Raw genomic sequence first — 13,410 nt, 5'->3', positions numbered from 1 at the left:
AAGGTACTACTAAAAGTGTAAAAATGCAAATTTTATGGTGATTTTTCGAAAATAATCTATACTTTTGCAAAGATAAATACTATAAGGATGAAGATACTCTTCCTCGTTTACCACGGATTTTCCGACTATAGCGGTATCAGCAAGAAGATTCACTATCAAGTGAAGGGACTGCGTGAAAACGGACACGATGTCCGCCTCTGCTACTATGCTTTCTCTCCCGAAGGCCATCGTTGTCGATATATTGATGGTCAGGTTATACAGGATTATGGCAAGGGACGCTTGGCTGCTGTGCGTCAGCGTGTTGACTATCGCTGTGTGTATGACTACTGTCTTCGTGAGGGAATAGCGTTCGTCTATGCCCGTAGCTTTCATAATGCCAATCCCTTCCTGATTCGTTTCTTCCGTAGATTGCGATCAAAGGGAATAGTGGCAGTTACCGAAATCCCCACCTATCCCTATGATTCGGAATATACTCACGACTATGGATGGAGTGTGCGGTTGGGTGTCTTTATCAATAAACAATACCGCCAACAATTGGCGCAAACCATGTCAGCCATCGTCACTTTCTCTGACGAACAGGAGATATTTGGTCAGCAAACCATCCGCATTAGCAATGGTGTGGATATGGATAGCACACCTTTGCATCCTGCGTTTCCGCAATTATCCAATCCCCTTCACCTGATCGGTGTGGCAGAGGTGCATTATTGGCACGGCTTCGACCGATTGATAGCTGGTTTGGGTGTCTATTACCAACAGCCGAGCAAGGTAAAGCGTGACGTCATCTTCCATATTGTGGGTGGAGTGGATGAAACGTATATGACAGGCAATTCCAAGCAGATAGGCTTTCAAACTTTGATAGACCGCTATGATTTGAAGGATAAAGTCATATTCCATGGAGCTTTGTTTGGTGCAGAATTGGATGATGTCTTCAACCAATGCCAGTTTGCCATCGGTTCTTTAGGACGCCATCGTAGTGGTATAACTCGTATCAAGACCTTGAAGAACCGTGAGTATGCCACTCGCGGCATACCTTTTATATATAGCGAACAAGATGAAGATTTCGATCATCAGTCTTATGTCTTAAAGGCTCCAGCAGATGAATCGCCCATCAATATCTGTGATATCATCGATTTTGTAGATAGTCAATCATGGAATCCTACGGTCATACGTCATAGTGTGGATCATCTGTCGTGGAAGGTGCAGATGCAGAAAGTGGTTGAATCTGTGTTTCCAATCCATCAGTTGAAAGACTGATTCTGACTAACGTTTGACGAAAAACCGCACCAAGAGGAAGTTGATGGGTACGCAGATGGCAAACATAGGCAACGGCGCCCATTCTTTCGCAACACCCAGCCATAGGAATAAATTGAGGAATATGTTTTGCAATATTAGGTTGACCAAATGACTTAAGGCAAAGCCGCCTGCTTTCTTTCTATTGGGTTTTACCTGAAATGTAAAGTAGGTTGTCATGATGAAGTTGCAGACAAAGCTAACCAGATAGCCCACCGTATTGGCAGCAGTTTCGTTGAGGTGCCCCAGCAGCAAGTAATATATGCCATATTGGATGCCGGTGGCAATCACTCCGACAATGCCGAAACGGATGATTTCTCCCAATCCCTTACTGTGTTTCATTCTTCAATTAGTGCTTTCCATTGTTTGATAATACTGTCGGTATTGAAGTTTTTGGCAATGTCCATGGCTTCAGCAGACTTCTCTTTCCAATTGATCATGGTGGCAACGCCCATTCTGCGCGACAAATCTTCAACATCTCCATTTCTGAAATACATGCCGAAATCGCCCATAATCTCTTGACACACGGGGAGATCGGAAGAAACCACAGGAAGCCCATGTGACATTGCTTCAACAAGCACGAGCCCCCACCCTTCCCACCGCGAACTCAATATATAGACTTGAGCACGTGAATAATACGCTTGGATATTGTTGGTAAATGGATGGATAGTGATTCTGTTGTTGAGCTTGTATTTGTCTATCATTCGTTGGATGCGATCGCCTTCCTGACCTTCACCCACTATATCCAGATGCCATTCGCTATTATGTTGGGCAAACAGGCAGAAGGCATCTATCAGTATGTCGAATCCCTTGTGGAGTGGCGAGAAACGTCCAATAGCAAGAAATCGCTTGGATGTTCCGTCAGAAGGCTGACCCGGTTTGAGGGTTAGGGGATTATAGATCACGTCGGTTGGGATATGATATTTGATGGCATCGCAATGACACAAAACGATGGTATGGTGTAGTTTCGACAGTTGGTATTCATAGTGTTGTTGCAACTCCTCACCTATATATAATGACCCTTTGCCATAGAGTGCATCGTATGAATTGTGTATCCACCCCATCAATTTCGATCCTTTCAGCTGTTTTTTGCATGTTGCCAGTCTGACTGCCAATGGTGCGTGGTCGCCAATGATGACGTCATACTGTCGGTCTAATTCAGCAACCAAAGCATTCCGAAGTTCTGATGGAAAAGAACTATGCGCATAGAGGTCAGAGGTGAAGTGTGTTTGTGGCAACACTTTCCGATAGAGGTAGCTATATGCCTTACACATCAGGTTCTTCCATTTTCCTACAGGAGGGTATTGGAAGAAACGGAAGTTGATCTGACATTCATCCAGTCCGTAGAGGGTTGTATCGTAAGCCGATGGAGCGTCCAATGTGACAATAGTCACCTCATAGGTGTTGCTTAACGCTTTGGCAATGACTGCAGTAACGCGCTGCACCCCTCCTATACTGAAGATGGAATCAACCAAAAAGCATACCTTTTTTGCCATACCAATGATTTTTCCGCCAAAATTACTAAAAAAACACGAAATGTAAATGGATATAAAGAAATATTTTATATATTTGCACGAACAAACAATTTCAGATATGAAGTTAGTCTATATATTCAGTTCATTTGCAGCAAAAGGTGGCACAGAGCGTATTTTCTGTGACAAGATGAACTGGCTGGCTGAAGTTGCAGGATATGAGATAGTATTTGTAACTTACGAACAAGGTAACCATCCTTTCGCATATCCTTTGTCTAATAAAATCAGACATGTCGATTTAAACACAAGGTTTTTTACAACGGGCACGATGTCATTGCTGAAGAGAATCCGTTTCAAATTCACTATGCCACGATTGTTTAAACATCGCTTGCGAAAGTTGTTAGACGAGATTCAGCCCGATGTGGTTGTGTCCACAACATATGCACTTTTCCTTTTTCGTGAGATTTTATCCCAGCCTTATCGGCACGTCGTAGAATCGCATGTTTATTATCAGCTCTTTTTGCAGAATACATTTACTCATATTCCATGGTTAGACCGTAAGATAGCACGGCATTTGTTGGAAATGCTGAAGCGGTGTGAGAAGGTTGTAGTTCTCACCCATAAGGATGCTGCATGCTGGAAAGGCTATGACAATATCGAGGTTATTCATAACGTAGTGACTAATTATCCAGAAAAAACAACCGATATTGCAGATAGACCGAAAAGAATAATTGCCGTAGGCAGACTTCATGCGCAGAAGGGCTTCGACCTATTGATTCAGTCTTGGCAACTTATAGCCGCAAGGCATCCTGATTGGCAACTTGTCGTCTATGGACATGGTGGAGACCTACAGAAGTTACAACAGCAGTTGGAGGAAGCAGGTCTTACATCGTCTATGACTTTCGCTGGTGCGACCGATAACATCTATAAGGAATATCAGAATAGCGCCTTCTATGTGATGAGTTCGCGCTATGAAGGGTGGGGACTTGTGCTTGTCGAAGCTATGTCGTGTGGTTTGCCCTGTGTTTCCTTCGATTGTCCTTATGGACCGAGTGATATTATTCGCGATGGTGAAGATGGCTTTTTGGTAGAGAATGGCAATATCCAACAGTTGGCTGAAAAGATGGAACTGCTCATCAACAACAAAGAGTTGCGCGAATGGTTGGGAGTACGAGCAAGATTGAATGCTGCAAGATTTACCTCAGACAATATTATGCCACAATGGACGAAACTGTTTGAAACGATAGTTCAAAATGATAATCATTAAACCAACAACTAACAGATAATGACAAACCACAGACACGCCTATTTAATTATGGCTCATAATGAATGGAGCCTGCTCAATGTGTTGCTCTCGTTGCTTGACGATGATCGCAACGATATTTATCTGCATATCGATAAGAAGGTGAAGCAAATGCCAGAGCTGTATCAGCCCAAACATTCTACGCTCTACTATACGCCCAAACGCTACGATGTGAGATGGGGAGATGTCAGCCAGATACATAGTGAGATGGAGCTTTTCAAGACAGCTTTCCAGCATGGCCCCTATCAGTACTACCACAAATTATCGGGTGTGGATCTGCCTATCAAGACTCAAGACTACATCCATCGGTTCTTCGATGAACACGAAGGCAAGGAGTTTATCGGCTTCTTCGACCGTACCGATTATATCAAAGCCGATACTGAGCGCAAGCGCCGCAGATATTATGTCTTGATGCGTTGGAACTTCCGTTGTCCCTTTGAACCGCGTTGGAAGGTTGTGCCCGCACAGATTATCCGTCATATTCTCTTGAAATTGCAGGATATTACCCATTTCTCAAGAGGCAACGAGTTGACATTCCGTACGGGGCACAACTGGGTTTCGCTGACGGAGAAAGCCGTGAAATATCTGATAGACCAGGAGGCTTTTATCAACAAACGCTTTGCCCATACATCGTGTGGCGATGAGATGTATAAACATTCGTTGATTATCTCCAATCCCGAATTGAAGAAGAATATCTTTGATATGGACGATGGTGTTCATAGTTGTATGCGTTTTATCGATTTCAAACGTGCCAACATCGAACAGCAACGATGTGGTGAACCTTATACTTGGCAGGATGGTGACGAAGCGGAATTGCTCAGTTCCGAATATCTCTTTGCACGCAAGATGAGCAGCAAGAACCAAGTACTCATCAACAGTTTAGTAAAGGCACTTCTCGGCACAACCGAGAAGTGATGTAGTGGAAGCTTTGCTGTTCTAAGAGAAAGTACTGGTCAATTATAAAATCATTCAATTGTTGTTGCTTGTATCTATTTCACCAAATTGTCATCAGCATCTTCGTAATGGTCTTTTGTGAAGAAAATGCGAGTAATGCCTTTTGTTTGAATCTTGATGCGCTTGATGAAACTTTTAAAAAGCGAATCTGATGATAGTGTACCATAGCCGGTAATTGCACGTGCTTTGCGGTTGTAGATAAAGGCGATACGGCCGTATTTCTTCAGGCATAATGCCATCGAACCGTCTTCTCCTCTGATGATATCTACACGATATTCCTCTTGGCGAGCGTAATCGGCATTATAGGCAAATACAAGGCCGCGGACGCTTAGCTCTGGTCGTTTGAAGTGCTGTATATATAAAAAGAGGTCGCGACATGTCTCAAAGAGTTTAAGACCAATCCATGAATGGTTTTCATCAGGAAAATAACTCCACAACGAACTGACACAGGATACATCAGGTTTTAATAGCTCCTCCAACATGATGTCAAAATAGTGTGGTGGATAGATGGTGTCAGAATCTATATCGAAATAGTATTTGCCTTTTGAGTGTTGCAGACCGCAGCGGCGTGCATAGCCACAGCTATGCTGATATTCGGTGTAATATGGTATGCCTGATGTCTCGAAAATTTCTGCAGTACGGTCTTTCGAATCGTTGTCAACGCCAATGATTTCTACAGGATACTTGCATTTTATCTCGCTAAGAGCCCAAAGACAAGCCTGTAGGTGTTGTTCTTCGTTATAGGCAATGACCACAATCGAAGCAAGTGGTTTCTCGCTTTGCAATGCAGCCAACCTTTCTCTTGTTTCGCTGATGATGTCGTTAGATACTTCGTTGAAGTTCTTTCCGTATATTGATAGATATTTCGAATACCATGCCATTGGAGTGTTGTTTTTAGGTTTTTGTTCCACAAAGATAATGGATATTGATGATAATCGCAAGTTTTTCTTCTAAGAATATATGTATTTGCTACTATTTTTTTTGTTCTTATAAAGAAAAGCCATTGTTTTTTAGGGTCTAAAAACAGTATAATGCTGATTAGATCTATCGTTATATTCATGTACAATCACATAAGATTTAACTGAGGCTTATAGAAAATAGTTGACTATTGTTTTCTTTTCTCATTTATTTTTCTTAACTTTGCCTCGTCGTAGCGCTTATGCTAATAAATACTATTAAGACCTGTGCTTCGACCGATAATGACTTCCAACCCAAAACTACGAAATTAGAAACACATGCTTGACCTATCCATCATCATACCCGTTTATAATGTTGAAGCCTACATCGAAGAATGTCTGGCTTCGGTAGTAGCCCAATCAGATGCAAAGGCTAATATCGAGTGCATCATCGTTGACGACTGTTCGCCCGATGGCAGTATGGATATCATTCGGCGCTTTGTGGATAACTATCAGGGTGCTGTTCAGTTTCGTATGCTTCGTCACGAAGTGAACCGCGGAATATCTGCTGCGCGCAATACGGGTGTAGAAGCGGCAACGGGCGATTATGTGTTTTTTATCGATTCCGACGACTATTTGATGGAACATGGTCTGAAAACGTTGGTTGATGGGTTGTTGGCAAATCCTGACGCAGACGTTGTACAGGGTAATAGTTTGTTTTTAGACAAGAAAGCATATAGCAAGAGACAAGAGCCTATAGTATTGTTATCTAAAAAAGAACGACTTGGCGCTTTGGTAAATCTTATTTTTCCTGTCAACCCATGGAACCGACTGATAAGGCGGAATTTGCTCATAAATAATCATATTTATTTTGTTGAGGGTATCATTTTTGAAGACTATCCTTGGAGTTATCAATTGATGGATGTAGCCCAAAAAGTGTTGGTGTTGCCACAAGTTACCTATTACTATCGCCCTAATGCTAATTCTATCATGCACTCAAGACAATTAAAAATAGGCAAAACAATTTATTGCTGGGATGTTATTTTGACAACCATGCTCAAGCAGGAGCGCAATATTCGGGGATGTCTGTTGGTCAATGTCTTCTCCCGATTGTTGGAGATACAAGATATGATAGATCAGCATGGTTGCTCTGAGGAAGAGTTACAAGCTTTCCGCCGTCTGCGCATTCGGTTGCTTAAGAATATCATTAGCCACGGACGCCCATTATTGTTGCTGTTCTCGCTGACTATTTTCAAACCGTTCTACCACATCTATTCATTCCATTTCGTTCGCAGAAAATATCATATATTGGAGCGCATAATGCTTGCATTGGAACTGATGATTGACCGGTTGAAATGGTAGTGGGGTGAGACTATGATAAGTTGCTGAACCTTTCGGGATGGAAGATTTGATTGGTCTGAAACTGCTGCTTTTGTAATATTTGCAGCCTTCGGGATGTGTTCGGGATGTGTTTGAAAAAAGTTTGGCTATTATTCTCTTTTCTTATTTATTTTTCTTAACTTTGCCTTGTCGTAGCGCTTATACTGATAAATATTATCAAGACCTGTGCTTCGACCGATAATAACTTACAACCCAAAACTACGAATAAAGGAATACATGTTAACCATATCCATTATCATACCCGTCTATAAAGTAGAGGCATATATCGAAGAATGTCTGGCTTCGGTAGTAGCCCAATCAGATGCAAAGGCTAATATCGAGTGTATCATCGTTGACGACTGTTCGCCCGATGGGAGTATGGATATCGTTCGGCGCTTTGTGGATAACTATCAGGGAGCTGTTCAGTTTCGTTTACTTCGTCACGAAGTGAACCGCGGATTGTCTGCTGCACGCAATACGGGTATTGATGCCGCAACGGGCGATTATCTGCTTTTTGTCGATTCCGACGATTATCTCTCTGCCGACTGTCTTTCAACTTTGGTGTCGGGCTTCGATCTTTGTCCTGGGGCAGATGTGGTTCAAGCCAACAATCTGTGGGGCGTAGGACTGAAATCATTGTGGTATCATACCTCTCGTCCCTATGTGTTGACTGGTGGACAAGCATGTGTGGAGGCAATATTGTTTGATCGCATTCCCATCATGGCATGGAACAAACTCGTCAACCGCCAGTTTATCTTGTCTCATCAGCTGTATTTCATAGAAGGCATTATCCATGAAGACAATCCATGGACTTATCAACTTTTGTCTGAGGTTTCTACCGTGGTGGTACTGCCCCAGGTTACTTATTATTATCGCCATGTAACCACTTCTATTACCCAAGACAAGGTGGCGAATCTTGTAAAGCGACTACGCAGTTTTCAGATTATCATTGACCATGTTATGAATTTGAAACAGGTTCGGCCAACTGGAATGTTGCTTTATGTGTTCCCAGCTTTGTTGAAAGACAAGCATCTGATTTATCAGGTGGCATGTCCTGAAGATGCAAAACAAGCCATGCGTGATGTTGAAAAGCAACTATTTGCAACAGCCAAGACTCTCAAGCGCCCCATTATGCTGCTTTTCTTCCTGACTATATGCAGACCGATGAGCCATATTTATCGTATTCGTTTTGTACGCTCACACTTCCAAAATATCAAAAAGGTTGTGGATAAATTTGAGTTGATGATTGATAGATTGGTGTATAAATCATAGTTGACTTGCGCGAGAGCATGAGCATCGCGACCACTATGTGATGGGCGACAGATATATGCCAAACGCTTGTAAGGCGAAAGGGTGGGGTGATAATTGCTCCAGAAATTTAGTTTTCATGAAATATTCGACCACTCGACCACAGGCGTCTGCATCTCGCTGTCAATCACTCTCTTACAGGCGTGGTCGATTCCTGTAATTCAGAATTTACGACCACACTTCGACCACACTTATTGGTAAGCGTATCCGCGATGTTTGTATATGTCCGTCAACAATAACAATTGTTACTCAGAAATAAAAGAGAGTGCTGTTTCTTAGATAACGTTTTGCCACTTGTTGCCAAATGTTTGGCAAAAGTATTGTCCAACGTTTGGCAAAAGTCTTTTCAATGTTTGACAAAAGTATTGTCCAACGTTTGGCAAAAGTCTTTTCAACGTTTGACAAAGGTATTATCCAACGTTTGATAAAAGTGTTATCCAACGTTTGATAAAGGTGTTATCCAACGTTTGACAAAAGTGTTATCCAACGTTTGATAAAAGTATTATCCTGCGTTGGATAAAAGCGTAATAATCATCATGCCTCCGCTTAGGCATCGATAAGGATTATTTGCTTAGCAGTTTCATGTTGATAAGCGATGGCAATAAGTGTGGTCGAGTGGTCAAAATTTTCCAGAAAACTAAAATAGCTGTGTGCTGATAAATCAACCCAAACGTTATGTCTGTCCATATATAGGTTGTAGAATATTGCACAACTATGTACTATAGCACAAACTTCTATAGCCACATTCCTATTGATAGAATCATCCTATGCGCAGATAACAATAAATAGGACTGGATTCCATTTATGGGAATCCGGTCCTTCTGGTTATGGATAAACAAGTATTCTGTTATCCTGTCTTTCCGCATATCGGAAATATTGGTATAGAGACAACAGACTATTTTTTCTTGGGCTTCTGAGAGAACCGGTAGCTGATGGTCAGAAGCGCATAACGGCGCATGGAGTTGGTCCACGTCTCGGTGCGCCCCTGCGCATTTATTGCGTAGCGGAGGTTGTTCACTTGTCCGAGAAGGTCGTAGCCACGAAGTTTTATCACCCATTGGCCTTTATGAATCGATTTTGTGAGGGCTGCATCCCAATAGAGACGGTTGTCGTTCATCTCGTTGTCGGCATATCCGCGATGGCTGTTCATAGTGAGATCGGTCTCAAAGGTGAGTTGCCAAGGCAGTTTGTAAGTGCCGTTGAAACCGTATGAGAAATCCCAAATGTCGGTGGGCTGATCGCCTATCGTTATGTTGCGATGGATGTTGCGATAGGTCATTTCGCCTTTGATGCGGAATGAGAATGCGCCTTTCTGAAAGCTTAAATTGGGCTTGTATCGTATATAGAGGTTTTCCACTCTACTGCGTTGAGGCTGTTGCGTAGATTCCGCAGACTGTATGGTTGCAAAACCTGTACTCTTCTCATAAGCCAGTCGTAGTGTGTTGTCCACGTGCCAGAACTTGCGCTTGCCGATGGCGCGACTCCACGATAACTTTGTTCCAAGTTTCCAGTTACCGCTACCGATGTTTTCAGGCCGATAAGTACGAATGCCAGTATTGAGGTCGTAAGTGTAACTTTGACTTCTTGCGTTGTGTACCAAGGTTCCATCTGCGCTAATGTTGATGTTCTGGTCAATACTGTCGCAGCGTAGTGAGTATTCAGCACTAAAGCGATGTTCTTGTGATGTTTTCAGGTTGGGATTGCCGAGAAAGATGTTCAGCGGGTCGCTGGTAATGGGACGGTCGATGAGATCTGTAATACCAGGAGTTGATGACCGCATATTATACAGTATGTTGAACCTATACGACCTATCCCGGCTATTGAGGAAAAGAAAAACATTGGGTGTCAGTAGTGTGTAATGGCGTGTGGTGCTCGTTGTTAGTGGTACACTCGTGTAGTCCATACGTTGCCGTTGGAAATTGGCATCGAATGAAGGATACAAGCCTATATAGTTGTGTTCGGTTTCTTTGTATATCCTCATGCTGAGCCCCACAGTTTTGTCCATTGTCTGTGTGCGTTGGTCGTAGCTGTTCTGTTGGTCAAACAGATAGTCGATGCTGTCGCGCAGATATTCGTGGCAGTCTCATAGTGATGGGCATGTGCTGCCTTTTTCAAATAGATGGTCGGCACATTGGTGTAATAGGTTCGTCGGCTATATTTCTTTATCGTATAAGGTGTGAACGATGTTTCGTAATTCGGATGTTCCACCTTAATAATATAGTCAGCAGGAGTGCGACTCATTTTAAAATAGTAGCGTGTGGAAGCAGCTCCACGTCCTACACCGAAGGTATATGATTGCTGTTTCTGCACTTTGATGGTGTCCACCACAGTGGAGTCCGTTCTCATGAGTGTGACAAAGGCATCGGGAATGGCTGCTTTCGTAAATCCGTCTGCCACATACCCCATGACGAAAATGGAGTCTTTGCTGATGTTTTGCGCATATCCCGTTGTTGCAATCATAACGAGCAGTAGGGCGATGATGGTCTTTTTGAACATGACTGTCTGTAGGAGTCGTATTTAAATAATATATGCAAATAGTCTTAGGATAATGAGACGGTTATCGCCTTTTGTTCCTCTTTATACGGGGATGGCGTGTCTTGTCATTTTTCATATGAGGCAGATCGCCTGTGCGTGTCAGTTTGAAGTCGGTGGCAGAGAACCACTTAGCACGATAGGGGTGGCCCGTGAAGCCCTCGTCGGTAGAAACTCCATAGGTAATAGAGTCGCCAGTTACCACGATGTTGTCTATGCTGACGATAGACCAACCATAACCTTTGCAGATACGTTTCAGCTTCTTTTTGTTATCTTGATGTAAATCTGTCAAGACAAACTTCATGCCCTTAATATCAACTTCTTTAGTGCTTTCGTCGATGCCCACGTCATTGAGAGAGTCGCTTGCCAGCATGTGGCTCAACTCTTTCTTTATTTGTGCAGCCAGTTCACCCCCTCTGTTGCCATAGGCAGGAATGGTTGCCAGCATCTTATTGTCGCCAATGGCATAGACAAACGAACCGGGGCCCTCGGCGCGAGCAATACAGTCGAGGCGGTAGATGCCGGGCTCTACTGCCTGTTTGCGTTCCACTTGGTATATTGCGCGACACTCATCATTATAGGTGTCAAGGTATCTCACACTTTTATTACCGTCGAAATACTCACCATGTGCAGTATAGTGGGCACAGTCTTCTGCCTTAATCAGATTCCATTCGCCATGGCGCATAAAGTCCATATCGTTATCGTCCATCAGTACGTCTTGATAGATATGGGTATGGAAATACTCTTTGGTTCGTTGTTCATGGCGGAATTTCGCCATCGAAATGCTACAGGGTATTATACTGCAGAGGGCAACAATCCATAGCAAAATCCATGCGATGCGCTGTGCTATGCCCATTGGCTGAACCTTTTTCGATAGCGAGAGAAGCATGTGGACGATAGCATATATGGGTATGAGCAACATCATAAACAGAGAGAATACGAAAATGATGAGTATCATCGGATTAGTCTCATACAGTTCTGCCAGTCCCATGGCTTGCAAATTGAATGGCATATAACTGTTGACGGGGAATGTCAGGGCCGATACCAAGACAACTAAAGCAAACAGAAAACCGCAGAACAGAATGATGGCTACGATGGAGGCGATGCCCACGAAGAATCCGAACAGAATCTTTAAAATAATGGCGAAAAGACTGCGAAACAGATTCGGCTGATGGTTAGTACTCTGATCTTTATCTACCACAATGTCTGCCAAATGTTGTGGTGTGACAGCCTTTCCTTCCATCTGCAATAATTGTTCAGGCGTTCTTGCTTCAGGCAATATGATGGCCAAAACGATGTAAATAATAATACCAACGCCATAAAAAGCCGAGAATAAGACCGTCAGCAGCCGCCAGATGACAGGGTCGGTGTCGGTATATTTAGCCAATCCAGAGAGGACGCCAGCAACCATTTTATCGTTGGGGTTGCGGAATAGCTTCTTTCCGGAAGTTCTTTTGCGTACATTGTCATACACACCTTGTGCAGCTGAGTTGAAAGAATCAAACTTGTGTGCTTTATCGCTTTTGTCGCTTTCTTCGTTCTCTGTCAGCTGTTCTGGTTCGCCAATACGGCTGATGATGGCTTTCACGTGGTCGATAGTGATAGCCTCGTTGCCCTGTTCGCGAAGTTCAGTAAACAATTCTGCAATACGTGCTTCGATGTCATCGACAATCTCGTCGCCACCTTCCGACTTACCGAAAGAATGGCGTAACGACTCTATGTAGTGTTGTAACAGCTCGTAGGCATCTTCATCTATCTGAAAGAGACGCCCACAAAGATTGATGGTAATGTTCTTTTTCATTTTGCTTCTAAAAGATTGGGGTGATTGTTTTTAAGATAATTGATAGTGCCTGAGAGTTCTGCCCAAGCGAGATCGAGGCCTTCGAGAAATTTTTCACCCTCAGGACTGAGAGCATAGTATTTGCGTGGAGGTCCCTGGTTTGATTCCTGCCATTGATATTGCAGGAGTCCATCATTCTTCAAACGAGTCAGCAAAGGGTAGAGTGTCCCTTCCACCACAAGCAATTCTGCCTGTTTCAGTTGCTGAATAATATCGCTGGCGTACGATGGACGGCGCTTCAGAAGTAGCAGTACGCAGAACTCCAACATACCTTTTCGCATCTGTGATTTCGCATTCTCTATGTTCATACTATATTGCGTTTATATGATTTCGAATGCAAAGTTAGGCAAAATATTAGTACCTTGCAATACAAAGTACTATGATGATGCGAAGAATTATGATATATTAACAGTTTGTGTGTAGCGGAAATAATAA

12 protein-coding genes are annotated in these 13,410 nt (G+C 43.0%); 5 read left to right on the top strand and 7 right to left on the bottom strand.

Annotated features, from left to right (window positions below; translation table 11 throughout):
- Positions 1-87 precede the first annotated feature (87 nt).
- Positions 88-1,254, top strand: coding sequence for a glycosyltransferase family 4 protein (locus tag CIK90_RS08005; RefSeq protein WP_094464864.1), 1,167 nt, complete (start codon positions 88-90; stop codon positions 1,252-1,254).
- 6 nt (positions 1,255-1,260) lie between these two features.
- Here the strand turns inward: CIK90_RS08005 and CIK90_RS08000 are convergent, their stop codons facing one another.
- Both CIK90_RS08000 and CIK90_RS07995 read right to left on the bottom strand, forming a co-directional pair.
- Positions 1,261-1,632 (bottom strand): GtrA family protein, encoded by a 372-nt coding sequence (locus tag CIK90_RS08000; protein WP_094390670.1) that lies wholly within the window; start codon positions 1,630-1,632, stop codon positions 1,261-1,263.
- On the bottom strand, positions 1,629-2,786 hold the full coding sequence (locus CIK90_RS07995; RefSeq protein WP_094464862.1) for a glycosyltransferase: 1,158 nt from the start codon (positions 2,784-2,786) through the stop codon (positions 1,629-1,631). The genes CIK90_RS08000 and CIK90_RS07995 overlap by 4 nt, the downstream gene beginning before the upstream one ends.
- Before the next feature lie 46 nt (positions 2,787-2,832).
- Here CIK90_RS07995 and CIK90_RS07990 point away from each other — a divergent pair, with 46 nt between their 5' ends.
- Positions 2,833-4,029 carry a glycosyltransferase family 4 protein gene (locus CIK90_RS07990; RefSeq protein WP_094464860.1) on the top strand — a complete coding sequence of 399 codons (1,197 nt, stop codon included), beginning with the start codon at positions 2,833-2,835 and terminating at the stop codon, positions 4,027-4,029.
- 18 nt (positions 4,030-4,047) lie between these two features.
- On the top strand, positions 4,048-4,980 hold the full coding sequence (locus CIK90_RS07985) for a beta-1,6-N-acetylglucosaminyltransferase (RefSeq protein ID WP_094464858.1): 933 nt from the start codon (positions 4,048-4,050) through the stop codon (positions 4,978-4,980).
- A gap of 74 nt (positions 4,981-5,054) precedes the next feature.
- Here the strand turns inward: CIK90_RS07985 and CIK90_RS07980 are convergent, their stop codons facing one another.
- Entirely contained in the window at positions 5,055-5,900 is an 846-nt protein-coding gene (locus tag CIK90_RS07980) for a glycosyltransferase family A protein (RefSeq protein ID WP_094464856.1), read from the bottom strand.
- A gap of 354 nt (positions 5,901-6,254) precedes the next feature.
- Here CIK90_RS07980 and CIK90_RS07975 point away from each other — a divergent pair, with 354 nt between their 5' ends.
- Together CIK90_RS07975 and CIK90_RS07970 are read left to right on the top strand one after the other, a co-directional pair.
- The gene (locus tag CIK90_RS07975) at positions 6,255-7,277 is read left to right on the top strand and encodes a glycosyltransferase (protein ID WP_094464854.1); all 1,023 of its coding nucleotides are present in this window, start codon (positions 6,255-6,257) and stop codon (positions 7,275-7,277) included.
- Positions 7,278-7,532: 255 nt separating this feature from the next.
- A complete protein-coding gene (locus CIK90_RS07970; protein ID WP_094435723.1) occupies positions 7,533-8,567 on the top strand; it encodes a glycosyltransferase in 1,035 nt (344 codons plus the stop codon).
- Between the two features lie 931 nt (positions 8,568-9,498).
- On the opposite strand, the gene CIK90_RS07965 is transcribed toward CIK90_RS07970, so the two are convergent.
- From CIK90_RS07965 to CIK90_RS07950, 4 genes are all read right to left on the bottom strand, one after another.
- Entirely contained in the window at positions 9,499-10,584 is a 1,086-nt protein-coding gene (locus CIK90_RS07965; RefSeq protein ID WP_158216046.1) for an outer membrane beta-barrel protein, read from the bottom strand.
- A complete protein-coding gene (locus tag CIK90_RS07960; protein WP_094464850.1) occupies positions 10,581-11,099 on the bottom strand; it encodes a hypothetical protein in 519 nt (172 codons plus the stop codon). The genes CIK90_RS07965 and CIK90_RS07960 overlap by 4 nt, the downstream gene beginning before the upstream one ends.
- A gap of 61 nt (positions 11,100-11,160) precedes the next feature.
- A complete protein-coding gene (locus CIK90_RS07955; RefSeq protein ID WP_094464848.1) occupies positions 11,161-12,936 on the bottom strand; it encodes a PspC domain-containing protein in 1,776 nt (591 codons plus the stop codon).
- On the bottom strand, positions 12,933-13,283 hold the full coding sequence (locus CIK90_RS07950) for a PadR family transcriptional regulator (protein WP_094464846.1): 351 nt from the start codon (positions 13,281-13,283) through the stop codon (positions 12,933-12,935). The genes CIK90_RS07955 and CIK90_RS07950 overlap by 4 nt, the downstream gene beginning before the upstream one ends.
- Positions 13,284-13,410 lie beyond the last annotated feature (127 nt).

It is taken from the genome of Prevotella sp. P5-126 (genome assembly GCF_002251185.1).
GTDB lineage: Bacteria > Bacteroidota > Bacteroidia > Bacteroidales > Bacteroidaceae > Prevotella.
This window is presented reverse-complemented; position numbering and strand designations above follow the sequence as displayed.